At 70.6% G+C, this 25,150-nt stretch carries 18 protein-coding genes; 4 read left to right on the top strand and 14 right to left on the bottom strand.

What is annotated here, in order from left to right:
* Positions 1-34: 34 nt before the first annotated feature.
* Positions 35-580, bottom strand: coding sequence for an FHA domain-containing protein (locus ACWC9T_RS21545; protein ID WP_449822647.1), 546 nt, complete (start codon positions 578-580; stop codon positions 35-37).
* A 125-nt stretch (positions 581-705) separates the two neighbouring features.
* On the bottom strand, positions 706-1,254 hold the full coding sequence (locus ACWC9T_RS21540; RefSeq protein ID WP_449822646.1) for a DUF1697 domain-containing protein: 549 nt from the start codon (positions 1,252-1,254) through the stop codon (positions 706-708).
* Positions 1,255-1,359: 105 nt separating this feature from the next.
* Here ACWC9T_RS21540 and ACWC9T_RS21535 point away from each other — a divergent pair, with 105 nt between their 5' ends.
* Positions 1,360-1,830 (top strand): pyridoxamine 5'-phosphate oxidase family protein, encoded by a 471-nt coding sequence (locus tag ACWC9T_RS21535; protein WP_449822645.1) that lies wholly within the window; start codon positions 1,360-1,362, stop codon positions 1,828-1,830.
* Between the two features lie 22 nt (positions 1,831-1,852).
* Here ACWC9T_RS21535 and ACWC9T_RS21530 read toward each other — a convergent pair whose 3' ends face one another.
* On the bottom strand, positions 1,853-2,209 hold the full coding sequence (locus ACWC9T_RS21530; RefSeq protein ID WP_449822644.1) for an arsenate reductase family protein: 357 nt from the start codon (positions 2,207-2,209) through the stop codon (positions 1,853-1,855).
* Between the two features lie 109 nt (positions 2,210-2,318).
* Here ACWC9T_RS21530 and ACWC9T_RS21525 point away from each other — a divergent pair, with 109 nt between their 5' ends.
* A complete protein-coding gene (locus tag ACWC9T_RS21525; RefSeq protein WP_449822643.1) occupies positions 2,319-3,536 on the top strand; it encodes a cytochrome P450 in 1,218 nt (405 codons plus the stop codon).
* A gap of 72 nt (positions 3,537-3,608) precedes the next feature.
* Positions 3,609-4,076: a hypothetical protein gene (locus tag ACWC9T_RS21520; RefSeq protein ID WP_449822642.1), complete on the top strand. Its 468-nt coding sequence runs from the start codon at positions 3,609-3,611 to the stop codon at positions 4,074-4,076.
* Here the strand turns inward: ACWC9T_RS21520 and ACWC9T_RS21515 are convergent.
* Entirely contained in the window at positions 4,048-4,692 is a 645-nt protein-coding gene (locus ACWC9T_RS21515) for a 3'-5' exonuclease (RefSeq protein ID WP_449822641.1), read from the bottom strand. The two genes, ACWC9T_RS21520 and ACWC9T_RS21515, sit on opposite strands and share 29 nt — an antisense overlap.
* A gap of 122 nt (positions 4,693-4,814) precedes the next feature.
* Complete coding sequence (glnA, locus tag ACWC9T_RS21510; protein WP_449822640.1) at positions 4,815-6,227, bottom strand: type I glutamate--ammonia ligase; 1,413 nt, start codon at positions 6,225-6,227, stop codon at positions 4,815-4,817.
* A gap of 285 nt (positions 6,228-6,512) precedes the next feature.
* Here glnA and ACWC9T_RS21505 point away from each other — a divergent pair, with 285 nt between their 5' ends.
* The gene (locus tag ACWC9T_RS21505) at positions 6,513-6,980 is read left to right on the top strand and encodes an RDD family protein (protein WP_449822639.1); all 468 of its coding nucleotides are present in this window, start codon (positions 6,513-6,515) and stop codon (positions 6,978-6,980) included.
* A 98-nt stretch (positions 6,981-7,078) separates the two neighbouring features.
* Here the strand turns inward: ACWC9T_RS21505 and ACWC9T_RS21500 are convergent, their stop codons facing one another.
* From ACWC9T_RS21500 to ACWC9T_RS21460, 9 genes are all read right to left on the bottom strand, one after another.
* A complete protein-coding gene (locus ACWC9T_RS21500; protein WP_396248229.1) occupies positions 7,079-7,777 on the bottom strand; it encodes a DUF4191 domain-containing protein in 699 nt (232 codons plus the stop codon).
* 139 nt (positions 7,778-7,916) lie between these two features.
* Positions 7,917-8,114: a hypothetical protein gene (locus ACWC9T_RS21495; protein ID WP_449822638.1), complete on the bottom strand. Its 198-nt coding sequence runs from the start codon at positions 8,112-8,114 to the stop codon at positions 7,917-7,919.
* A gap of 174 nt (positions 8,115-8,288) precedes the next feature.
* The gene (gene lipA / locus ACWC9T_RS21490) at positions 8,289-9,242 is read right to left on the bottom strand and encodes a lipoyl synthase (protein WP_355675034.1); all 954 of its coding nucleotides are present in this window, start codon (positions 9,240-9,242) and stop codon (positions 8,289-8,291) included.
* 176 nt (positions 9,243-9,418) lie between these two features.
* Positions 9,419-10,189, bottom strand: coding sequence for a lipoyl(octanoyl) transferase LipB (lipB, locus tag ACWC9T_RS21485; RefSeq protein WP_449822655.1), 771 nt, complete (start codon positions 10,187-10,189; stop codon positions 9,419-9,421).
* Positions 10,190-10,284: 95 nt separating this feature from the next.
* Positions 10,285-12,195 carry a helix-turn-helix domain-containing protein gene (locus tag ACWC9T_RS21480; RefSeq protein ID WP_449822637.1) on the bottom strand — a complete coding sequence of 637 codons (1,911 nt, stop codon included), beginning with the start codon at positions 12,193-12,195 and terminating at the stop codon, positions 10,285-10,287.
* A gap of 67 nt (positions 12,196-12,262) precedes the next feature.
* Entirely contained in the window at positions 12,263-13,615 is a 1,353-nt protein-coding gene (locus ACWC9T_RS21475; RefSeq protein ID WP_449822636.1) for an MFS transporter, read from the bottom strand.
* Positions 13,616-13,803: 188 nt separating this feature from the next.
* Positions 13,804-14,409: a hypothetical protein gene (locus tag ACWC9T_RS21470; protein WP_449822635.1), complete on the bottom strand. Its 606-nt coding sequence runs from the start codon at positions 14,407-14,409 to the stop codon at positions 13,804-13,806.
* 297 nt (positions 14,410-14,706) lie between these two features.
* Positions 14,707-15,249: a hypothetical protein gene (locus tag ACWC9T_RS21465; protein ID WP_449822634.1), complete on the bottom strand. Its 543-nt coding sequence runs from the start codon at positions 15,247-15,249 to the stop codon at positions 14,707-14,709.
* The gene (locus tag ACWC9T_RS21460) at positions 15,230-24,955 is read right to left on the bottom strand and encodes a LamG-like jellyroll fold domain-containing protein (RefSeq protein WP_449822633.1); all 9,726 of its coding nucleotides are present in this window, start codon (positions 24,953-24,955) and stop codon (positions 15,230-15,232) included. The genes ACWC9T_RS21465 and ACWC9T_RS21460 overlap by 20 nt, the downstream gene beginning before the upstream one ends.
* Between the last annotated feature and the right edge of the window lie 195 nt (positions 24,956-25,150).

The raw sequence follows: 25,150 nt of genomic DNA, 5'->3' as shown, positions 1-25,150 counted from the left end.
CGGCGTGGGCGGTGCCGACGGCCCGGCCGGGGCCTCACTGCGCGGCGAGCCTGAACTCCAGGTTGCCGAACCGCACCTGGTCACCCGGCCGGACCGGCACCCCGCCCGCTATCCGCCGCCCGTTCACATGTGTGCCGTTGGTCGAGCCGAGGTCGTACAGCACCCAGCCGCCGTTCTCGTGCCGCAGCTCCGCGTGGTGCCGGGAGACCGAGGCGTCGTGCAGCCGCAGCCCCGAGCCGGGGATGCGTCCGATCGTCAACTGCCCCGCCCCGGTCTGCGGCAGGCTCAGCCTGGGCAGCCGCTCGGTGCGCCAGGCCCGGTCCAGCCGGTCGCCGAAGGCGGAGATCCGGCCGACCGCCCGCAGCACGAAGCGCTCCACCGGCCCGCCGGTGGGCAGTCCGGCCACCGCCGCGTCCAACTCGGCGTGGCTGGTGGCCTGGAGGACGATCTCCATCCGGCCGAGGAAGGTGTCGTGCGACAGCCGGCCGCTGCCCGCGCCCTCGCGCAGCACCCCGAGCGCCGCTTCCCGTTCGGCGTCGGAGGGCCGGGCTCGGCCGGTGGGAAGCTCAGGCTGCGTCATGGCCTGATTGTCGGATCGACCGGCTCGGACTGTCCAGATCACGCCGTGGTCCGGCGCAGGGTTCGTACGTCACTGAGCGACAGACGCTGCTCCCACCTGCGCGGTTCCAGGTGTCGGACGGACCGTCAGGCCTTCCGGGCGGCCGCGAGGATCTTCTCCGTGGTGTGCAGGAACCGGGAGGTGACCGACCCCCGGTAGCCCTTGCCGAACATGTCCTTGGTGACCCACTTGCCGTCCTGCAGGTGCACCACGACGTACGCGGCCCCCGGGTCGGCGCCGAGCACCTCGTAGTCGCCCTTCGCCGAGCGGTGCGGGAGGGCGAGTTCGGCCGGCAGCGGTTCGGAGAGGAAGGCGACCACCAGCCGGATGTCCGGCGTCACCTCGACCCCCCGGAACGGCTCGGCGACGAGCAGTTCGGCCACCTCGTCGACGGTCCGCAGCAGCACCGGCACCGGGTAGCCGAGGGACTGCTCCAGGTGCTCCTCGATCCGCCGGGTCAGCGCGGCGCGGTCCGGTTCGCCGGTACTGAAGAAGACGTTGCCGCTCTGGATGTACGAGCGGACGCTCCCCAGCCCCAGCTCGGCGAAGAGCGCCCGCAGCCGCTCCATCTTCACCGTCCGGCCGCCGACGTTGATGGCCCGCAGGAACGCGATGTAGTTGGTCGTGGTGGTCACCCCGCCAGTGTGGCACCGGCCGCCGACAACGCCCGGTCCGAACTGACTGCCGCGCCCGGCCGTTCGTGCCCGGCGGTTGTCGGTGCCGGATGCCAGACTGGCGCCATGGCTACCTGGCAGGATTTCGAGCACGAGGCACCCGAACTCGCGGCCCTGGTACGGGCCCGGTTCGAGGCGAACAAGCACCACGTCCTGGCGACGCTGCGCAAGGACGGTTCACCCCGGGTGAGCGGGTCGGAGGTCGACTTCGTCGGCGCCGACGCCTGGCTGGGGTCGATGTACCACGCGGTCAAGGCGCGCGACCTGCAGCGGGACGCCCGCTTCGCACTGCACGCCCACCCGGGCGACGAGACCATGGCCGGCGGGGACTCCAAGATGTCCGGCCGTGCGGTGGAGGTCACCGACGAGGACGAGATCGCCGCCTTCTCGGCCGAACTGCCCGAGCCACCGCCCACCCCGTTCCACCTGTTCCGACTGGACCTCCAGCAGGTGGTGCACACCGCCCTGGAGGGCGACCGCCTGCTGGTCCACAACTGGCACCCGGGCCGGCCGGTACGGACGACCCAGCTCCACTGACCGGCCCCGGTGGTCGATCCGGCTACGGCAGAACGGACTTGAGCGCCTCGGGAGTCCGGGCCACCACGGCGTGCCCGTCGTCCGCGGTGATGATCGGGCGCTGGATCAGCACGGGGTGCTCGGCCATCGCCGCGATCCAGCGCGTCCGCTCGTCCGCCTCCCGGGGCCACTCCTTCATCCCCAGGTCCTTCGCGACCTGCTCGTCGGTGCGGGTGATGTCCCACGGCTCCAGGCCCAGGCGCTCCAGCACCTGCTCCAGCTCGGCCGCCGTCGGCGGTTCCTCCAGGTAGCGCCGCACGGTGTACTCCACTCCGGCGGCGTTCAGCTCGCCGAGCGCCGTCCGGCACTTGCCGCAGCGCGGGTTGATCCAGATCTCCATACCGGCAACCCTATCGAGGCCCGCGGCCGAACCACCCGCACCGGGAACTTCACGGCGCCCGCCGGTGGTTCACGGACCAGGAACCATCGTCATCGGAGGGGAGCACCGGATGGACGGCGCGGCGATCGTCGAGCAGCTGATGACCACGGAGGTCAGGGCCGACCCGTACCCGCTGTACGCGAGGGCGCACGAGCTCGGCCCGGTGGTCCCGGCCGGGGACGGGATGTACCTGGTGAGCAGCTACGCGGCCGTCAACAAGGTGCTGCGCACCCCCGCCTTCGGCGTCGCGACGGCCGACATGATGGCGGGCGTGGCCCCGGAGTTCACCGAGCACTCCTCGCTCGCACTGTTCGGCCGTTCGATCCTCCAGCGCAACGCGCCCGACCAGCCCCGGGTCCGCTCGCTGATCGCCTCGGTGTTCACCGCCCGCCGGGTCGCCGCGCTGCGCCCGGCGGTGGAGGCGGCGGTCGACCGGCTGCTGGACGGGATGGCCGAGCAGGGCGCCGACGGCTCGCCGGTGGACTTCATGGACGCCTTCGCCTTCCGGCTGCCGGTCGGGGTGATCTGCGAGCTGCTCGGCGTCCCCGAGCAGGACCGGTACCGCTTCCGCGACCTCGCCGCCGACCTGACCGTCGCGCTGGAGATCATCCAGGACCTGGACGAGCTGGGCGACGCCGACCGGGCCGCCGACGAGCTGTCCCGGTACTTCACCGAGCTGGCCGCCGAGCGCCTGGCCCGTCCGCAGGACGACCTGGTCAGCGACCTGGCCCGGATCGCCGCCGAGGACGGCGAGCGGCTCTCCGCCGAGGAACTGCTGGCCAACCTGGTGCTGCTGCTGGTGGCCGGGTTCGAGACCACCACCAACCTGCTCGGCAACGGCCTCGCCCTGCTGTTCCGCCATCCCGAGGTGGCCGCCGGGCTGCGCAGCGGCGTGATCACCCCAACCGGCTTCACCGACGAGGTGCTGCGCTTCGACTCTCCGGTCCAGGCCACCGCGCGGGTCGCGCTGGAGGAGGGCCTGTCCATCGAGGGCCTGCCCGTCCCGCCCGGCAGCACGGTGACCCTGCTGATCGGCGCGGCCCACCACGACCCGGACCGGTACGACCGCCCCGAGGTGTTCGACCCGACCCGTACCGACAGCCAGCCGCTGAGCTTCGGCGGCGGGCAGCACTTCTGCCTGGGCTACCAACTGGCCCGGGCGGAGGCCGAGGTCGCGGTGCCCGCCCTGCTGGACCGCTTCCCCCGGCTCGCCCGGGGCGGGGTCCCGACCCGGCGCGACCGGCTGGTGCTGCGCGGCTTCGAGACCCTGCCGGTGACGGTTCGCTGACCTGCGCTGGCCCGCTGCTTCCGTGGGTGCCTCCGGGCCCCGGTCCTCGACCTGGTCGCCGAGGCCGTCGTCTTGGACGCGGTCGCGGCCGGCTTCCTGCTGACCGCCCTGCCCGTGGCGGCCGCGTTCAGCTACGGCCCGGTGCTGACCGCCGCCACCACGGGCGGCTCGCTGGCACTGCAACTGCTGCTGGCCCTGCGCGCGGGCCACATCAACGAGCAGCACCACGTCTGGGTCTACAGCGCCACCCTGCTTTCCGGGGTGATGGGCACCGCCCTGTCCTGGCAGCGCACCCGGCAGAACCGCAACCTGCTCCAGGCCCGTACGGTCGCCGAGACCCTCCAGCGCACCGTGCTGCGGCCGGTCCCCGAGCGGGTCGGCGGCCTGCGGGTGGCCGGGCTCTACCGCCCGGCCCAGCCCGAGGTGCTGGTCGGCGGCGACCTGTACGAGGTGTGCGACACCCGCTTCGGCGTCCGGGTGCTGCTCGCCGACGACCTCGCCGTCCTCGCTGTCACCCCGGAACCGGGCCCGGCGGGGTAGCGCTCCCGGGGCCCGCCCACTCCCACAGGTTCGCGAACAGCACCGCCTGCTCCCGGGCGTCGTCCAGCGCGTGGTGGGTGTGCGGCAGCTCCGGGAGCAGCTCCGGCGGCATCGACCGCTTCCCGATCCCGGCGAACGGCACCCCCGCCCGCGCCGCGTACAGCGTCTTCAGGTCCAGGCACCCGGAGTGCCCGAACGGGCTGGCGCCGGTGAACCGCATCAGGTACCAGTACAGGAACTGCCAGTCGTACACGGCCGGATAGGCCACCATCACCGGCCGGTACCGCCGACCCCGAGGTCCGGTCCGCGACTTCTCCACCCACTGCCCGAACTCCCGCAGCGCCACCCCGGGCTCCGTCCCGCCCGTCTCCAGAGCCGCCCGATCCAGCCCCGACACGGCCAGCGCCTCCGGGTCGTACTCCGCACTGATCGGCCGCAGCTCCCGGTAGAACGCCGCCGCCTCCGGATCCGCCCGCCGGAACCCCTCCCCGTCATGCCACCCGGCCACCACCGCCCCGAAGCTCACCATCGAGTACGGTCCCGGGATCGGCCCGTCCGCCTCCACGTCCACCGACACGTACACCGTCGGCGTCACCTTGCCGCTTCTGCTCCCCACGCCCCCATCCAACCTGCCCTGGCAAGCGAATTTAACGGCCCGCAGTGGAGCCGCGCACCGCCGGCGGGAACGCCGGCGGGGGCGCGGACGTGGTGTCCGCGCCCCCGCCGGGTGGGTGCTTCTTACAGGTCGTAGTACAGCTCGAACTCGTGCGGGTGGGGCCGGAGGGCGATCGGGGCGATCTCGTTGGTGCGCTTGAAGTCGATCCAGGTCTCGATCAGGTCCGGGGTGAAGACGTTGCCCGCGAGGAGGTACTCGTGGTCGGCCTCCAGGGCCTCCAGGACGGCCGGGAGGGAGGAGGGGACCTGCGGGACGTTGGCGTGCTCCTCGGGGGCGAGCTCGTAGAGGTCCTTGTCGACGGGCTCCAGCGGCTCGATCTTGTTGCGGATGCCGTCGAGGCCGGCCATCAGCATGGCGGAGAAGGCCAGGTACGGGTTGGAGGACGGGTCCGGCGCACGGAACTCGATGCGCTTGGCCTTGGCGTTGGAGCCGGTGATCGGGATGCGGATCGCGGCCGAGCGGTTGCGCTGCGAGTAGACCAGGTTGACCGGCGCCTCGAAGCCCGGCACCAGGCGGTGGTAGGAGTTCACCGACGGGTTGGTGAAGGCCAGCAGCGAGGGGGCGTGCCGGAGCAGGCCTCCGATGTAGTAGCGGGCGGTGTCGGACAGGCCGGCGTAGCCCTGCTCGTCGTAGAAGAGCGGTGAGCCCTCGCTCCACAGCGACTGGTGGACGTGCATGCCCGAGCCGTTGTCACCGAAGATCGGCTTCGGCATGAAGGTGGCGGTCTTGCCGTTCCGCCAGGCGACGTTCTTGATGATGTACTTGAACAGCATCAGGTCGTCGGCCGCGTGCAGCAGGGTGTTGAACTTGTAGTTGATCTCCGCCTGGCCGGCCGTGCCGACCTCGTGGTGCTGGCGCTCGACCTCCAGTCCGGCCTTGGCCAGCTCCAGCGACATCTCGGCGCGCAGGTCGGCGAAGTGGTCCACCGGCGGGACGGGGAAGTAGCCGCCCTTGTACTTGACCTTGTAGCCGCGGACGTCGCCCTCGGCGGCGCCGGTGTTCCAGGCACCCGCCTCCGAGTCGATGTGGTAGAAGGACTCGTTGGCGCTGGTCTCGAACCGCACCGAGTCGAACACGTAGAACTCGGCCTCGGGCCCGAAGAAGGCGGTGTCGGCGATGCCGGAGGAGGCGAGGTAGGCCTCGGCCTTTTTGGCGACGTTGCGGGGGTCGCGGCTGTAGGCCTCGCCGGTGACGGGGTCCTGGATGAAGAAGTTGATGTTGAGGTGCTTCTCGGCCCGGAACGGGTCGAGGCGGGCCGTGGCGAGGTCCGGCACCAGGGCCATGTCGGACTCGTGGATGGCCTGGAAGCCGCGGATCGACGAACCGTCGAACATCAGGGTCTCGGACGGGTCGAAGGTCGCCGCAGGTACGGAGAAGTGCTGCAGTACGCCCGGCAGGTCGCAGAAGCGGACGTCGACGAACTTCACGTCGTTGTCCTGGATGAACTGCTTCACTTCGGCGGCGTTGTTGAACATCCATCCTCCTCGGCGTGCGAATTGGGCTCACCCTAGGAATGGGTCGTTTCCAGTCGGTGACCCGCTCGTTTCCTAGATGTTAACCGCGACCACCGAACGGGTGGCAAAGGCGTACGGTACGGGGCAAATCACCCCGCCGACCTGGGGGCCCTTGGGGTGGTGGTCTGGACCACTTGGTAAGCCCGGCGATCGGGATTCACCCGGTCGTGGACGAGTCTGGCATGACGCCCCGCCCGGAGGGGAGCCGGTGCGGGCGCTCGGAGTGAGCCCGGTTAGTGTGGATTCGTGGACACCAGAGAAGCGTTGGGATCGTGGATCGACGGCCCTAAGGCGGCCGCCGAGAAGATGGGCGCCGACTTCGGCTACCGCGGCGAGCGCCTCGGTCTGCCCCAGGAGGGCCCCGGATCGATCGCGGGCCCCGGTCGACGGATCGGCTCCCTGTTCGTGGACGGCTGGCTGGTCGCCCTGGTGTCCTACGGCCTGCTCGCCAAGGGCGACCAGGCCGAGGCCAACCTGTGGACCCTCCCGCTCTACTTCCTGGTCGCGGCCGTCCTGCTCGCTACCACCGGCACGACCGTCGGCAAGCGGCTGTTCGGCCTCCGGGTGGTCCGCCTGGACGGCAGCCGGGCGACCATCCCGCAGATCCTGCTGCGCACCGTCCTGCTCTGCCTGGTGGTGCCGGCGCTGGTCTGGGACCGCGACACCCGGGGCCTGCACGACAAGGCGGTCGGCACGGTCGAGGTCCGGATCTGAGGCGAGGTCCGGACCTGACGAGTGCCGCACGACGGCTGAACGCCGAACGGCCCCGCTGAGGGATCAGCGGGGCCGTTCTCATGTCGTCAGGGGAGGGGTCAGCGAGCCTGGCCGCCCTTGGGCATCCGGGCGCCCTTGGGCATCGGGCCCTTGGGGATCGGCGCCTTGGAGAGCAGGTCGCCCAGCGCGCGCAGGCGGTCGTTGGTCTCGGTGACCTGGGCGGGGGTGATGGCGCGGGGCAGGCGCATCAGGTGGATCTGCAGCTTCTTCAGCGGGATCTCCCCCTCGCCGTTGCCCACCACGATGTCGTGGACCGGCACGTCGCCGACCACCCGGGCCATCTTCTTCTTCTCGGAGGCCAGCAGCTGGCGCACCCGGTTCGGGTTGCCCTCGCCGATCAGCGCGATGCCCGCCCGGCCCACGGCGCGGTAGACCGCGTCCTGGTTGCGGGTGACCGCGACCGGGGTCGAGCTGGAGCTCCAGCCGCGCCGGATGTTGTTCAACACCGCGGCCACGGCGCCCGGCTGCCCCTCCATCTGCCCGAACGCGGCGCGCTCGGCCCGGCGTCCGAAGACGATCGCCATGGCCAGCACGGCCACGATGAAGCCCAGGATGCCCAGGTAGATGGGGTGGTCGATCGCGAAGCCGATGGCGAGGAACACGCCGAAGGTCAGCAGGCCGACGCCGGCGATGATCAGGCCGATCTTGGTGTCGACCTTCTTGGTCATGGTGTACGCCAGGCGGATCTGCTTCAGTCGCCCGGGGTTCTCGGATGTTTCCCTCGCCATAACGCTCATGGTACGTGGCACGGGTACGGGATATCCAAGCCCGGGTACCGGTTCGCCCGAACCGTGACCCGTGTGCCCACGCGCTGTCGCGCAAAGCGACGCCCGGCCCCACTCGCCGACGAATCGTTTCGCCTGCGGCCGGGCCGCCTCACCGCCGTGCGGAGCGTGCCCCCGCCGTACCCGTCGCCCCTGCCGTCGGCGCGTCGTGCCGGCGGTCCGCCGCGTACCGGCGGTTCTCGCACACGGCGGCCCAGGCGTTGAGCCGCGCGTGCCGTTGGCCGGGTGCCAGCAGGACGCTCTCGGCGAACCGCAGCGCCGCCCCCACCGACCGGATCCGCATCCGCATCCCGAACAGCTCCTCTCGTGGCTGAGAAGAATCGAACGCTTGCCAGGCGTCCATCATCCCCACTCTGTGTTACCAGTCCGTGACCGGGCAGTCAAAGCGTGGTGAAACCCGGAAGGGCGGAGCCGCAGCTCCGCCCTTCCAATGGCCCAGTGGCCGAAACCGTTCCCCGACGCGTCAGACCGCGGCCTGCTCGCGCCGCTCCAGCGCCTGCCGGTACAGGCGCCCGGCCCGGTACGACGAACGCACCAGCGGCCCCGACATGACACCCGCGAAGCCCAGCTCCTCGGCCTCCTGCTGGAGCTCGACGAACTCCTGCGGCTTCACCCAGCGCTCCACCGGGTGGTGGCGCAGTGAGGGGCGCAGGTACTGGGTGATGGTGATCAGCTCGCAGCCGGCCCCGACCAGGTCGGCCAGCGCCTGGCTGACCTCCTCGCGGGTCTCGCCCATGCCCAGGATCAGGTTGGACTTGGTCACCAGTCCGGCCGCGCGGGCCTGGGTGATGACGTCCAGCGAGCGCTCGTACCGGAACGCGGGGCGGATCCGCTTGAAGATGCGCGGCACCGTCTCGACGTTGTGCGCGAGCACCTCGGGGCGCGAGGAGAAGACCTCGGCCAGCTGCTCGGGCACCGCGTTGAAGTCGGGGACCAGCAGCTCGACGCCGGTGCGGCCGCCCGCGCGGTCGGCGGTCATCGCGTGCACCTGGCGGACGGTCTCGGCGTACAGCCAGGCGCCACCGTCCTCCAGGTCGTCGCGGGCGACGCCGGTGATGGTGGCGTAGTTGAGGTCCATGGTGAGGATGGACTCGGCGACCCGGCGCGGCTCGTCGCGGTCGAACTCGGCGGGCTTGCCGGTGTCGATCTGGCAGAAGTCGCAGCGGCGGGTGCACTGGTCGCCGCCGATGAGGAAGGTCGCCTCGCGGTCCTCCCAGCACTCGAAGATGTTGGGGCAGCCGGCCTCCTGGCAGACCGTGTGCAGCCCTTCCTTCTTCACCAGCGACTGGAGGGCGTTGTACTCCGGGCCCATCTTCGCGCGGGTCTTGATCCACTCGGGCTTCCGCTCGATGGGGGTCTCGCTGTTGCGGACCTCCAGGCGGAGCAGCTTCCTGCCGTCGGGCGCGACAGCGGACACGTGCGACTCCTAGAACTAGACGGGGTACCCCCAGGGTACGCCTGTGGTTGTACGGCCTGTGCCGGGCCTGTCGCCCTGCAATCGCAGGGCAACGCGGCTACCGGCCAGTAGATTCCCAGTGGCTGGAGGGTTTCAGTGGCCGGGCGTGGGGCGTCGGCGACTGAATGCCGACGGCTTCAGCGGCTGAGCGCCGGCTCCGGCAGCTCGGCGAAGACGTCCTTCAGGTGCCGCTCGACGGTCGGCAGCGCCTCGCCCACGCCGAAGTCGCGCCCCAGCTCGCCGGCCAGCGAGGCGACGCCCGCGTCCCGGATGCCGCAGGGCACGATCTTGTCGAAGTACGTCATGTCGGGGTCGCAGTTGAGCGCGAAGCCGTGCATGGTCACCCCGCGGGCGACCCGGACGCCGATCGCGGCGAGCTTGCGGTCGCCGCCGCGCTGGCCGGCGTTGGACGGCGCGTACTCCGGCCCGGCCAGCCGCGGGTCGATGCCCAGCGGCAGACCCATCCGCAGGGTCAGCTTGCCGATGTCCACCACCTCGGCCGGGTCCACCACGGCGTCCGGGAGGTTCTCGCCCAGCACCCAGACCCCGCTGCGGCCCTCGACCCGGGTGGTCCCGACGCCGAAGTCGGCGGCGGCGCGGATCAGCGCCTCCTCCAGCCGACGGACGTACGCGATCACGTCGATCGGGTCGGGCAGCTTGATGATCGGGTAGCCGACCAGCTGGCCGGGGCCGTGCCAGGTGATCTCCCCGCCCCGGTTGACCTCGACCACCGGGGTGCCGTCCAGCGGCAGGTCGGCGGGGTTGGTCCGCTTGCCCATGGTGTAGACGGGCGGGTGCTCCAGCAGCAGCACGGTGTCGGGGATCTCGTCCGCGACCCGCAGCGCGTGCAGGCGCTGCTGCTCCGCCCACGCCTCCTCGTAGGGGACGACGTGCTCGCCTATGCCCATCCGTACGAAACGCACGTTCTCGCTCACCGCTGCCGCTCCTTGCCAGGCGTTCGAGACCAACCTCGCCACTGTACGCCCACGCCCGTACAAGCCGTTCAGCCGCCCGAGAGCAGCTGCAGCCGCAGCGCCAACTGCAGTTCCAGGGAGCGCTCCGGCTGGTTCCAGTCCCGTCCGAGCAGCGCCTCGACCCGGTCCAGCCGCTGCACCACGGTGTTCACGTGGACGTGCAGCTCGTCCTTGGCCCGGGTCAGGCTGCCGCCGCAGTCGAAGTAGGCGCGCAGGGTGCGGACCAGCTCGGTGCCGCGCCGGGCGTCGTAGGCGAGCAGCGGGCCGAGCGTCGCGCCGACGAAGCCGTCCACGTCGTGGCCGTCGCCGAGCAGCACCCCGAGGAAGCCCAGCGCGCCGGCCGAGGCGCCCTCCCCGGCGCGGCCGAGCGCCCGCAGGGCGCGCACGCAGCGCAGGCCCTCGGCGTACGAGGCGACCAGTGCCGGGGGGCCGGCGGCGGGGCGGCCGGCGCCGACGGTGACCGGGAAGCCGGCCAGCCGGGCCAGCCGCTCGGCGGCCTGCCGGGCGGTCTCCTCGGGGCCCTCGGCCGGGCCCGGTTCGAGCGGCACCAGCAGCACCACCGCCTCGCCGTGTTCGGCGCTGACGCCCCGGGAGCCGAACAGGTACCGCCGGGCGGCGCCCGCCAGCCGTCCCCGTTCGTCGCCGTGCCCGTCCGCCGGTTCCGCGACCAGCACCAGGTGCGGCCGTGCGAGGTCGACCCCGAGCCGGCGGCCGCGCGCGGTGAGCCCGGCCGGGTCGCGCCCGGGGGCGGTGAGCAGGTCGGTGAGCAGCTCGCCGCGGACCCGGTTCTCGGTCTCCGCCACCGAGCGGCGCAGCAGCAGGAGCAGCGCGGTCACCACGCTGGCCCGCTCGAACAGCCGCCGGTCGGCGTCGTCGAGGTCGGGCCGTCCGCGCAGCACCATGGTGCCGAGCGCGTCGTGCCCGGCCAGCACCGCGCACACCCACAGCTCGCCGTGCCGGACGGACCGGCCCTCGGTCCGGGACGCGGCCACCGCCCCGGCCAGCTCGGCGACGGGCGTCGGCCGTCCGGCCAGCGGCTCGCCCTCGGCGTCCAGGACCGCTATCTCCCCGTCCAGCAGGTGTGCGACGGCGGCGGCGACGTCCGGCACCTCGGCGCCGCGCAGGACGAGGTCGGTGAGCCGGTCGTGCGCCTGCTCGGCGCGCTGGACGGCGGCGGAGTGGGCCCGGACCAGCTCGTTGGCGGCGTTCAGCTCGGCGAGCGCGGCCCGGGTGTCGGCCAGCGACTTGGCGGTGTCCAGGGCGATCGCGGCGTGCGCGGCCAGGGAGCAGAGCAGCGCGACCTCGTCGGGGGAGAAGGCGCGCGGTGAGCGGTCGGCGGCGAACAGCACGCCGATGACCTGCCCGCCGAGCAGCAGCGGCACCCCGATGATCGCCACCAGTCCCTCGTCCAGCACGCCCGCGTCGATCGTGCCGGTGTGGTGGAAGCGTTCGTCGGTGCGGTAGTCGGGAGTGGCGTACGGGCGGGCGGTCTGCGCGACCAGCCCGCCCAGGCCGTCGCCGAGGCTGAGCCGAAGGGTCTGGAACAGTACGGAGACGGAGCCGTCGGTGACCCTCATGTAGGTGTCGCCCGCGGCCTCGTCCGGCAGGGTCAGGTACGCGGTGTCGGTGCCGAGCAGCATCCGGGCCCGGCGGACGATCGCCTGCAGCACGGTGTCCAGCTCCCGGGAGGCGGCGAGGTCCCCGGCGGTGTCGAACAGGGCGGTCAACTCGGTCTCGCGGCGTCGGTGTTGACGCAGCGTGCGATGAACCCGCAGGGCCTGCCAGGTGGCGCCGTCGATCTCGGCGAGCACGGCCGACGGCGCCCCGCGCCGACGGGCGTCGGCCAGCACCTCGGCGAAGTCCTCGGTGGCGGCGCCGGAGGCGAGCAGGTCGAGCAGCCGCCGCAGTGCGGGCGCGGAGCTCTCGTCGGGGTGGTTCATGGTGCGGGCCGCCAATCGGCGTCGGTTCCGACGGTTGCGAGGAATCGCGATGCTATCGGCTCAACCGTCAGGCCACAGCGGGCTTTTTGACCGCCGTGCCGTCCGACGGCTGCTCCTCGGCCTCGGTGAGGTCCTGCCCCCTGGTCTCCCGTGCGCACAGCACCGCCAGCACCGTGATCACCGCCGCGAGGGCCACGTACACCGAGATGGGGGTGGCGTTGCCGTAGTCCTTGAGCAGCGCGGTCGCGATCAGCGGGGCGGGCGCCCCGGCCGCCACCGACGCGAACTGGGCGCCGATCGAGGCCCCCGAGTACCGCAGCCTGGTCGCGAACAGCTCGGAGAAGAAGGCCGCCTGCGGCGCGTACATGGCGCTGTGGAACACCAGGCCGACGGTCACCGCGAGCACCAGCGCCCCGAACGATCTGGTGTCCACCATCCCGAAGAACACGAACGCCCAGATCCCGACCCCGGCCGCGCCCACCAGGTACACCGGCTTGCGCCCGACCCGGTCCGACAGCGCGCCGAACAGCGGGATCAGCGCGAACTGGATCGCCGAGGCGATCAGTACGGCGTTCAGCGCGCTCTGCTTGTCGAAGTGGGCGTGACTGACGGCGTACGTGAGCACAAAGGTCGTCATCACGTAGTACGAGATGTTCTCCGCCATCCGCGCGCCCATGGCCACCAGCACCTCCCGCCAGTGGTGCTTCAACACCCCCACCAGCGGCGCCGGTTCGGACTCCGGCTTGTTCGCCGTCGCCTGCCGGAACAGCGGCGACTCCTCCACCGCCAGCCGGATCCACAGCCCGACCCCGACCAGCACCGCCGACAGCAGGAACGGCACCCGCCACCCCCACGCCAGGAACGCGCTGTCCGACTGCACCGCCGTCATCAACGACAGCACCCCCGCCGCCAGCAGGTTCCCGGCCGGCGCCCCGCCCTGCGGCCACGACGCCCAGAACCCCCGCCGCCGCCGGTCCCCGTGCTCCGACACCAGCAGGACCGCCCCGCCCCACTCCCCGCCGAGCGCGAAGCCCTGCACCAGCCGGAGCGTCGTCAACAGCACCGGCGCCGCCACCCCGACCGACCCGTACGTCGGCAGCAACCCGATCGCCGTGGTCGACCCGCCCATCAGCAGCAGGCTCACCACCAGCAGCTTCTTGCGCCCGACCCGGTCCCCGAAGTGCCCGAACACCAACGCCCCGAGCGGCCGTGCCGCGAACCCGATCGCATAGGTCAGGAACGACAGCAGCGTCCCGGTCAGTGGATCGCTGTTCGGGAAGAACACCTTCCCGAACACCAGGGCCGCCGCCGTCCCGTAGAGGAAGTAGTCGTACCACTCGATCGTCGTGCCGATCAGACTCGCGGCCACCACTCGCGGGAGTGAACCGGTCGCCGCCGAACCACGTGCAGGGTCCTTCATGGGTCACCACTTCCAGGTCCAGGGGGGAGCGGACGATGTCGCCACAACGTAGGAATTCCCGGGCCTGCGGCCCATGTCGGCAACCCACATACCTGAGACGGCGAGCATGGGCACTGGGACCACGTGCCTCACAAGCGTGAGAGTCCTCCAGGCTGCCCTGGAGGACTCTCGCGCGGTGCTTCTCCGTGTTACCTGCGGCGCCTGAGGCGCCAGCGGGCGGCGAAGGACGGGCGCTGGGGGGCGACGGGATCGGGCGTGCGGTCCAGGGCGTCCTCGGGCAGGCCGAGTTGCTCGCGGATCTGCCGCCGGGCCGTGCGGATCCGTGGCACCGGGGAGGCCTCCTGGGCGGAGCGCCTCCGCGCGGGGTTGCGGTCGGGGCGGTCGTCGCCGCCCAGCAGGAGTTCCAGGGCCGCGGTGTAGTGGTCGAGGGCCCGGTCGAGGTGGCCGGCGTCGGCCAGGTAGCCGGCGAGCTGCTCGTGGTCGTAGGAGCCGCCGGCCGAGCGGATGTGCTTCTCGGCGGCCTCGACCACCGCCCAGGCCTCGTCGGCCCGGCCGACGGTGAACAGCTCGTAGGCGTGGAGCGGGAGCACCCAGTTCTGGTCCGGGTACTCGTGGCGGGCCGCCGTGACTTCGGAGAGGAGTTCCAGGGCCCGGGCGTGGTTGTCGTCGTCGGACCAGCACAGGGCGGCCTGCCCGAGGTAGTACAGGCGCTGCTCGCCGCTCTCGGTGGCGGCGGCCTCCTCCAGGTCGCGTGCGTCGCGCGCCGGTTCGTAGGTGGGCTTGTCGGACGTCATGTCTTCCTCGGTCTCCAAAAGAATGTCCGTGCTCAAGCAGACCGGGGCGGGGCGCTCGGCGCCCCGCCCCGGTCAGGTACTGCTCAACTGTCATCCATGGCAGCGGGGGAGCTGGAGCACCCGCTCACCCCCGGGAATCTTGGTCCGCCTGCCGGACTTCCGCGCTATATGCGTTGAGATCCTCGTCTGAAGATCTCGGATTGCCTGGTCCTCTTGCGTTCATGCCGGAAGACTGCGGCCAGGGATCGGGCGGAAAGCCGCCCGATCCCTGGCCGCGGTATCGCTAGTTACCGGCCACTAGTACCGATATCGCCAGGAGAGGTCCTCCACCTCCTCGGGGATGGTGCTGAACAGAACCCGATAGAGCGGGCCGTCCACCGGCTCGGCGCCCGGGTCGGCAGCGAAGCGGACCGAGTACTCGGCGTCCGCCGCGGAGATCATCGTGAACCCTGCCTCCCGGACCAGCTCGACGATGGCCTGCTCGGTGCCGGCGGCCGGTTCCTCGACCACCTCGACGCTGAGGATGCGGAATCTCCGCGGCCAGCCCCTGGTCACGCGCGTGAGCATGGCGTACGGGCCGACCATGGACAGCTTCAGCTTCCACTCGGCGCGGCGCTGGATCAGGTCGTAGTCGAAGCAAGTGTTGTCGTTCAGGTCGGTCATGTCCTCGACCTTGACGATCTCGGCGAGTTCCGCGACCAGATCGCGGTAGGGCTGCTCGTTGAAGGCCCTGGCCGTGAAGCTGAAATCAGGGTCTTCCAGAGTGCCGTAGGTGAGGCGGGCACGGTCGAGATAGCCCTCGATGCGGGCCTCCTGGCTGCTATCCCCAGGGCGTGCCATGGATCTTCCCCTTCCCGATCGTCACTCGGACCCTGTGCTGCGGTCGGACCTGACCGAAGTGCGAGGAGCTTCGGTCGATGTTCTCGATGGTTCCCACGGTGAAGCGGCGGGGGAGCCGGAGCACCCGCTCACCTCCGTCTTTACCGGTCTTCCTGCCGATCTTCCACGCTACATGCGTCAGGAATTCCGCGCGCTTGTTGCTGACGGTCCAGATCGATGTCGACTGGGGCCCCTTTTTGGAATTGGCGGGAGGATTGATCCGCCGGTTGTGCTCCTTTGTACCCGCGTAGTGGGCAGCCTGCTCCTGCCGGCTGATCTGCGGCCAGTGCTTGTTCTTGAACTTGTTCTTCGCCTGCCTGATCTGGTTGTTGACCGCGATCTTGACCGGGCGGCCGTGGCGCGTCTCACCGAGCCAGGTCGCGCCGCGCTTGGCGCCAGGGCCCGCGTGCTTGGCGAGCTTGCCGACGACCATGTAGCTGGCGACGTCCTTGAAGGCCTGCTTGTAGTTGCCGTGGTAGACGTCGCTGGCGACGTGGGCTCCGTAGATGACGGTGTTGATGGCGCGTGCGCCCTTGCCCACGGTGCTGGCGACGCGAGCGGCCTTCGAGGCCATGGATGCTGCGCGCAGCGGGATCGCGGCCTCGCCGACCACCGGGACGTAGGAGGCGACGGCGAGTAGGGCCTGACCGCAGTTGCCCCACCCGGGGTGTTCCGCGCAGTTGACCACGTCGGCCGCGCCGGACACCTGGTAGACGAAGTTGAGCCCCGTGCCCACGGCGTCCATCGGGTGGTGGATGATCTCCGACCCGGCCGATTCGACCTTGTCGACGGCCTTGCCGACGACGTGGCAGGCCGACTTCAACCACTTGGGGCAGTGCCCGTCGGGGTCGGTGAAGGCCAGCGGGTCACCATCGGCGTAGGCGTAACGGTCCTGGCCGATGCTCGGGTTGGGGTCCGACCACCACGGGTCCATGCCCTCGGCCGCGTAGCGGTCGGGGAGGTCCGAGACGACGTGGTCGGGGTTGTAGGTGTCGCGCGAGACGAAGTTGCTGGTCGACGGGTCGTACCAGCGGGACAGCATGTTGACCTTGCCCGTGGTCGGGTCCGTGTAGCCGGACTGGAACCCGAGCAGGTGCTTGGCACCGCCGGTGGCGATGGTGTTGCCCAGCGGGTCGTACGCCGCTGAGTCGGCCAGCGCCGTGCCCGCCGCGGTGAAGTCGCCGACCAGGTCTTCGTGCTGGTCGGTCAGGGCGATGGTGTTGGTGCCTCCCTGGGAGATGCCGGTGATCGCGCCATGGGGGTCGCGAGAGTAGGTGGCGGTGCCGTCCGAGGCGACCTCGTTGCCGGTGCCCGAGTAGGCCAGCGTGGTCGACCCGGTGGTCACCATCCGGTCGAGGGCGTCGTAGTCGTAGCTCTGCGTCCCGTCGGCCTTGAGCCGGTCGAACGCGTCGAACTGCATGGCCTCGGTGGCCGTCGACCCGGTCGGGGTCTTGCCGGACATGGTGCCGCGGGCCGTGTAGGTGTAGCTCGCGGTGCCGTCCGAGATCAGCCGGTTACGGGCGTCGTAGGTCTGTGCCCGCGAGCCGATCTGGGTGCGGTTACCAGACGCGTCGTAGGCGTACGCCGTGTTCGCGGTCCCGTTGTTCCACGAGGTCAGGCGCCCGGTCTGGTCGTAGGTGTAGGTGTTGGTGGCTGCGCCGGCGAAGCCCGTGGTGGTCTTCGACGTCATCTGGTCGTCGAGGTTGTAGGCGTACGCGATGGACGAGACGGTGGCACCACCGGCGGTGGTGACGCTGTCGCCGGTGAGTCGGTGCAGCGGGTCGAAGGAGAGGTTCCTGGTGTTGTTGCCGGCCCCGTAGTTGACGGTGGCGGGCTGGGAGTCCTTGTCGTAGCCGTAGGTGGCCGTGGTCGCGGTGACCGGGTCGGCCAGGGTGGCCAGTCGGCCGGCCTTGTCGTAGGTGTAGGTGGAGGTGCCGGAGGCGTCCGTCCTGGTGGTCGCCTTCCCCGCGCCGTCATAGGCGAAGGAGGAGGTCCCGGAGGGGCCTGCGGCGGACAGCAGCTGCCCGCGGTCGTTGTAGGCGAACGTGTCGTTCGTCGTGGGAGTGGCCGCAGAGGTGACCCGGCCCATCAGGTCGTAGCCGAAGGTGTGGTCCCGGGTGGCGCTCTCGGCGCCGGTGCCGGTCTCCTTGGTCAGCCGTCCGAGCGGGTCGTAGGTGCGGTTGCGGGTGACGTTGCCCGGCTCCGCCAGGGTGACGGGCTGTCCGTCCGCGTCGTAGCCGGTGGTGTAGCTGCGGTCGCCCGCGTTGGGGTAGGCCGTGGTGGTCGGTTCGATCTGGGACTCGGGCAGGTTCCAGCTGTTGTAGGTGGTCAGGAAGTTGTTGCCGCGCCCGTCGGTGTAGCGGGTGCGGTTGCCGGCCGCGTCGTAGCCGACGGAAGTGGTGATGGTCGCGCCGGGCGCGGTCGTCTCCGTCTCGGTCAGCTGGTGGTGGTCGGTGTCGTACGTGTAGGCGACCGTGTAGCCGAGCGCCGAGGTCGCCGAGGTGATGTTGCCCGCGGCGTCGTAGGCGAGGCTGCGCGCACGCAGGGTCTTGCCGGTGGCGTCGAAGTCGCTCACCGACGTGATCCGGCCGGCCGGGTCCCAGACCGTGTTCTGGCCGGTGCCCGACGGGTCGGTGATCCGCACCTCGTGGCCGACGGCGTCGTACGCGTAGGTGGTGGTGTTGCCGAAGGCGTCGGTCTGGCTCGTCTTCTCGTGGGCCAGGTTGTAGCCGAAGGTGGTCACCACCCCGGTCGGAGAGGTCTCCGAGGCCAGGTCGTCGGTGCTGCTGTACGCCAGCGTGGTGGTGTACGCCGCGGCCGACGGGGAGCGCTCGACCATGGTCTCGGTCAGCTTGCGGCCCATGAAGTCGTACGTGGCCTGCTGCGCCGCACCGGTGGGGTCGGTCTGCGCGAGCTGCTCGCCCACGGCGTCGTAGCTGTAGTGCCACACGCCGCCGGTGGTCGCGCCGCCCACGGCCGGGTCGGTCTTGGTGACCTCGCGGCCCAGCTGGTCGTAGACGTAGCTCGTGGTGTTGCCGAGCGGGTCGGTGTGCGAGACCAGCTGGTCGAGCTTGTCGTAGGTGTTGCTGGTGGTCGGGGTGATCGCGGTCGTGGCGCCGGGTGCCGTGTAGGACGGCTCGATGGTGCCGGTGACCTTGCCCACCGCGTCGTAGGTGGTGTACCAGACGTTGCCCCGCTGGTCGGAGTGCGAGGTCTGCTCACCGAAGGTGTTGTAGCCGAAGGTGAGGTACGGCGCGGCGGTCACGGCCGTGCCGCCCACCGCCTCGACCGACCGGGTCGGCTCGGAGGTGTAGGAGTGGCGGCCGGCCTCGTCGTTGGCGAAGTCGGTCTCGTCCCCGTTGGGGTCGATCTCCGTCGTCACCAGGCCGCGCTTGTCCCGCTTCCACGTGGTGGTCAGGTTGGCGGCGCCGTTGTGCACGACGCTGGTGAGCTCACGTCCCATCGGGTCGAAGGTGTAGTCGGTCTGCTCGGTCAGCGCGCCGGTCGAGTCGGTCCGGCTGACCGACGTCTCGTGGTCGTCCGCGTCGTACGTCATCGCGGTGGTGCGCCAGATCGGCTGGCTGGTCGTGTCCAGGCCGACCTTGACGGCCTCGGAGGTGACCCGGTGGGCGGCGTCGACCGTGTAGTTGGTCAGGGTCTCGCCGTCGGCGAGGTCCGAGAGACGGTCTCCCGCGCCGTCATAGGTGAAGGCGTGCAGCTGGAGCGAGGCACCCGTGGTGTCGGCGCGCTGCTCGGTCTTGACGAGGTTGTTGTCGTAGTAGGTGTAGGAGTTTGTCCGGCCCACCGCGTCGGTGTGCGAGGCGAGTCGGCCGGCCGGGTCGTACGCCTTGGACTCCAGCACCAGATCGGTGGCCGCGGACGGCGCGGTCGGGTCGCCGGTGAAGCCCTTGAGCGTGCTGGTCTGCAGCTCGCCGCGGGGCGAGTAGGCGTAGGCGATGGTGGTGCCGTTGGCGTCGGTCTTGGCGTTCCGGTTGCCGTAGGCGTCGTAGCCGAAGCTCTCGCTGTTGCCGGCCGCGTCGGTGGTGGTGACCACCTGGCCGAGGTTGTTGTAGGTGAACGTCTCGGTCCGCGAGGCGTCCTTGCCGGTGAGGTCGGCCTTGACTTCGGTCAGGACGCGCTCGTCGGCGTCGTAGGTGAAGGTGGTCTGTTCCGTGTGGACCGCGCCGGTGACGCGGTCGGTGACCGCCGGCTCGGTCTGGGTGAGGAACTTGCCCTCGCCGTCGTAGGTCGCCGTGGTGGTCAGGCCGTTCGGGTAGCTCACCGAGTCGTAGGCGGTGTGGCTGGTCATCCGGCCCAGCTGGTCGTAGGCGTACTTGGTCACCAGACCGGCCGGGTCGGTGACCTGGGCCAGGTCGCCGTTGTGGAAGTAGCTGTAGGTCGCCGTCGCACCGCCCGCGGTCGTCTTGCTGGCCAGCAGGCCCGGAGGCACGGTGCCGGAGTCGGCGGCCGCTTCCGTGCCGGCCGTGTAGGTGGTGGTGGACTTGCGGCCGGTGCCGTTGGCGTACGGCGGGGTCGTGGTGGCGATCAGGCGTCCGGCTGCGTCCAGATCGTTGTGGGTCCAGTAGGTGTTGTCGGTCGCCGAGGCCGAGCGGCCGTCCCGGGTGTCGGTCACCGCGTCGTTGCGCGGGTCGAGCGGGTTGGCCGGGTTCAGGTAGTAGCTGTGGTAGGTGGTTGAGCAGACCTGGTGGTTCTGGTCCTGGCAGGTGGTCTCGCTGACCACGTTGCCCCGGGCGTCATGACCATCGGTCTTGGTGTTGCCGTTCGGGTCGGTGACGGTGAGCAGGAAGCCACCGGTGTCGTAGCCGTACTTGGTGGTCGCACCGAGCGCGTCGGTGGAGGAGACCATGCGGCCGTTGTTGTTGGGGTCGTAGGACGACGAGACGGTCTTGCCGGTCGGGTCCGTGACGGTCGCCGTGGTGGTCAGCGCCGTGGTGCTGTTGGCGTGGGCCTGGAAGTGGCCGGTGACGTCCGCCGCGGTCAACTGGTGGTTGTAGAAGGCGAACTCACTGATGCTGCCCTTGAAGTGCCCGGCCTGGTCGGTCGGGTTGTCGGGCCAGTTGCCGTTGATCAGACCGGCGCCGAGGTAGACGTTGGTCATGCCCCAGCCGGTCTGGCTGACGGTGTTCGCCTTGGAACCGATCTGGTTGCCGTCCAGGTACAGCGACTGTCCCGCACCGGTGGCGTCGGTGGACATCACCACGTGGTGCCACTTGCCGTCGGCCACCGAGCTGCTGGAGGCCATCGCGGTGGCGTTGCCGTCCCAGAACTCGCCCTGCAGCTTGCCGTCCTGGCCCACGTACAGCGCCGGGGTGTAGTACCCCAGCGGACCGTTGGGGTCGTTCACCACCTGGGCGGAGTAGGAGAACAGCACCCCACCCGGCGTCGTGGTGTTGAACCACAGCTCCACCGCGGACGGACCGTGGTCCGGCACCAGCCCGGACGGCAGCTGCATCCAGGAGGACGAACCGTCGAAGGAGGCGGCGGTGACGTCACCAGAGGAGTACGGGCCCGGCACACCGAGCGTGGTGCGGTCGTAGCTGCCGTAGCCGGTGCCGTACACGTTGGCCGCGTCGGTGCCGGCGGTGTCGGCCAGCCGCCAGTAGCCCTGCGGGTTCGAGGCCTGGACCGCGGCGCGGTAGACGCCGGAGGAACCGGTCACCGCGGGGGCGTTCGGCTTCCAGATGCCGCCGTTGGCGTCCGTGACCTGGTTGACCCGGTCGGCCGCGAGGTCGTAGCCGACCTGGGCCTGCACGTTGCCGGACGGCAGCGTGACCTTGGTCAGCAGGGCCTGGGCGGCGTTGCGGCCGACCTGGTTGTGGGTTGCCGCGGTGGCCGCGCCGACGGGGTGGTTGTAGACCGCGACGTCGGAGATCTGGCCGTTGAAGTACCGGTCGCCGCGCGCCTGGCCGTCCCAGTCCGGGCTGGAGTAGCCCGAACCGACGTAGGCGTAGGGCTGCTTGGAGTTGGCGATGGCGCCGGCCAGGGGGGTGCCGACCTGCTGCCCGTCCAGGTACAGCGTCTGCGTGGTCTGGGCGCCGGAGAGCACCACGTGGTGCCAGTAGCCGTCGTTGACCGGGTTCGCCGAGGTGATCGGCGTCGCCGCGCCCTGCCAGAACTCACCGCGCAGCTTGCCGTCGGTGCCGAGGCACAGCGCCGGCGTCCAGTTGGTCGCCGTGTTGCCCAGCGGGACGTCCTGGTAGGCGACCAGGTTGCCGCCCGTCGTGGTGGTGGTCTTGAACCAGAGCTCGATCGCGAGGTTCGCCGTGGACGAGATCGTGTTGTCCGGCAGGCGGATCGAGGAGTTGGTGCCGTTGAACGACGCCGTGGTCGCCGGCGAGCCGGCGGTCGAACCGGTCTGGCCCAGCGTGACGTTGCTGTACGCGGCGTTGTCGTTGCCCTCGTTGGCCGTCACGCTGCTGGCCGCTGCGGTGGCGCCGGCCGGCTCGTTCAGCCGCCAGTAGGACTGCGGGCCGGCGTCCAGGACCGCGGTCCTGTAGTGGGAGCCGGTGTTGTAGGCGTAGTTCGTGCAGGCGGTCGTCGAGGTCGGCGGGCAGACCTTGGTCAGCGTGTCGCCGGTGTAGTAGTAGAGGTAGGTGAGGTCGGTGTTCTGGTCGGTCCCGACGACCGGGTCGGTGAACACGCGGGCCACGTGCGGCGCGGTCGCGCCGGCCGGCGTGCTCCAGCCGAGGTGCAGGGCCCGGCCACTGGTGCCGCTGGTGATGCTCTGCAGCAGCCCGGAGCCGTCGTAGGAGAGGGAGTTGACGCGGCCGTCGGAGTCCTTCACCTGCGCCAGCAGGAAGCTGGCCGGGTTCGCGGAGGAGACGTTGAAGGTGTAGGCGGTGCCGCCCTTCTCGGTCAGGACGAACGAGGTGATCGCGTTGTTGGCGCCGGTCTGCGCGGTCAGGGTGGCGTACATGCCCTGCGGCGGAACGTACGAGGTGCACGGAGCGCCGGCGGCGGTGTTCGGGTTGCAGCCGAACCGGATCTGACGGCCGTCGGCGTTGGTGACAAGGACGTTGTTCGAACCGTCGTCGTCGATGGTCGCCCGCATGTCCAGCGGGGAGATCCAGCTCGCGCCGAACATGCCGTTGGTGCGGGGGTCGAGGCTGTTGTAGGTGCGGCGCACCTCCAGCGCCGGACCGGCGGTCGCCACGGTGGAGTCGGTCGACTCGATGCTGTAGTTGCCGCTCTGCGGGTCGAAACCGCGCGCCGCCGGGTTCTCGGTCAGGTGCGAGGTGATCTGCGGCTGGGCGACCGTCGTGTTGACGTAGCCCTGGACGAACGGTCCCGCGGTGGCGTTGCCGTCGGATATCCAGACCTGCCAGAAGTAGGACTGGCCCCAGGCGAGTTTGCCCGTGGGTACCTGCCAGCTGGTCGAGCCGGCGAGGGCGCCGGAGTCGAAGCAGTTGACCGGCGCGGCCGGGGTGCCGGAGCAGACCCCGAACTTGTAGGTCAGCCCGGTGGCCGGCCAGTTGTCCGGGTCGTGGCCGGACGCGAACAGGGTCGGCGTCAGCGTCGGCTCGGAGGCGTTGTTCGGCGGGTAGGAGGTGTCGACCTGCGGCGCGATGTTGTTGATGGTGTACGACCAGCAGGCGTTGTGCCCGCCGACGTCACTGAACGCGTAGGAGCCGCGCTTCTCCATCTCCCAGCACAGCGTGTACGTCCCGGGGGGCAGCGCGGGGCTGACCGCCTCCAGCTTCACCGACTGGTTCGGGCCGACGTTGTTGGGCAGCGAGACCGAGGTGCCCCAGCCGACCAGCGAGCCGTCGCTGCGGTAGGTGCGCGAGCCCAGCGCGTACGAGCCGTTGCCGGACCCGGCCGTCCAGGTGTTGGACGAGGTGTTGGTGACGGTGACGGCGATCAGGCCCTGCTGGATGTGCGAGGGGTAGTAGTCCCAGGTGCTCGAGAAGTTGAAGCTCGCGTCGTCCGGGGCGTAGGTGACGTCCAGGAAGGGGATGTTGGAGGAGGCCGCGGCGGAGCTGAACTGCTTCCAGTGGTACACGTCGTTGGCCGACCCGTACAGCAGGAAACCGTTGTTGGCGCCGCCGTGCGTCCAGGAGGTGACCTGGTTGGCGCCGTCGCTGTTCAGCGGGATCCGCTCCCACTGCGAGCCGCCGCAGCCGGTGCCGGTGCCGCCGGTGAAGGAGGCCCGGCCCATGATGTTGCCGCTGTAGCCGACGCCCGGCCACGACTGCGAGCTGTTGAGGTTCCAGCCGCCGGTGATGGCCTTGACGTCGACCTCTTCGGCCGCGGCGCAGTAGCCGGACCAGACGGTGTAGAGGTTCACGCCGCCGCCGATCACCGAGGCGTTCGGGATCGAGGTCTGCACCGGGAACCGGACGTAGCCGGCCGCGGCGTGCGAGCCGTCGTAGTCGCCGACCTTCAGGTTCGCGTTGCTGGAGCTGCTGGGGATGTTGGTCATCCCGGAGACGAGGTTGTACTCGAAGAACGCCGAGGTGTCGGTGTTGGTGTTCGCCGAGGACGGGTCGACCTTCACGGGGAACACCCGGGCGGGGTCGTGGACCCAGGCCGCGTCCACGCTGACCCGCAGGGCCTTGCCGCCGTGGTCGTCGACGATCGAGTACTTCACGCCGTTGGAGAACGCGCCCTCACCCGAGCGGGGGTCGATGTTGGCGTCCGTCATCGTTCCGGCCGGGACGGTCACCTTCACCGCCCCGGAGGCGTCGGTGAACACCGCGTCGCCGTTGGCGGCGATCTTCGGCGTCAGGCCCGAGGACTTGATCGGGAACGTCCACTCCGTCGGCGCGTTGGCGTCGTGGAGGACGATGGTCTCCTTGAAACCCTCGTTGACGCTCTTCAGCTCCAGGTCGGCGGAGGGGCGGACACCCGGGAAGGTCACCTCGCTGCCGGAGACGTGTCCTTGTACGGGTGCGGCGCCGTCAAGGCCGAAGGAGACCCGGTTCTTCCCGTCCCCGCTGATCGACATCAGCTGCGGGTCGGTCGCGTCGGTGGCGAACTCCACGTCCTGGGAGTCGGCCTTCTTGGTCAGCTTCGGGCTGGCCTGCGGCGTGGCCTCGGTGGCGGAGGCCGTCCGGGCGGTGACCACGGTCGGGGCGGCGGCCAGGAACGAAGCGTGGGTCGCGGTCGACGTGGGAGCCGCGGTCGAAGCGGGGGCCGGCACCAGGGTGGGGTCGATGTCCGACCAACTGCCGTCCGGGTTGGGGTAGGAGACCCGGCCCGCGTAGGTCCGCACCGTCTGGGTGCCGTCCGGGTTCTTGAAGACCTTCTCGTGGTCGTTGCGCTTGCCGGTGTCCTCGGTGCTCTTCCCCGCGTCGAAACCGGTCAGGGCCGGTTTGCCGGGAGCACCCGTCGGCGACGCCTTGACCTGGCCCGAGCCGTCCACCTGGAACGGGCTGGCCAGACGGTTCTTCGGATCGAACGGCGGCAGCTGGCCGGGAGCCGCACCAGGACCATGCCCGGCGGCCGGCCCGGTGTCGGTCCCGCGGGTGTCAGCCGTCGACGCCTGGTGCGGCCGGTTCGCCGCTGAACCCGAACCCTGCTGCGGCGTGGACACCTTGCTGCTGTCGATCCGCTTGCTCGCCACCGTGGCGACGGCCGTCGCCGGTAGCGGTACCGCACTGGCGGCGTCGGTCACGACACCGAAGCCGACCACCAGTGTCGTCAATGACGACGTCCACCGCAGCAGACGCCTCCTGCCGCCGGCAGGTGGTAGCAACCCTGAACGCGGGCGCACAATTCCCTCCAATTATGAAGATCACATTAAGCGGCGCGGTTCTATCAGCAAGGAGATCAATGTGTCCATCTGTCGACATTCCGTCAGGGCGCGTACGCGCCAACTGGCTGGTCGTGCGTATGCGCC

Source organism: Kitasatospora sp. NPDC001159 (assembly GCF_053598235.1).
Note: the sequence above shows the minus strand (reverse complement) of the source record. Positions and strands in the feature narration are given on the sequence as shown.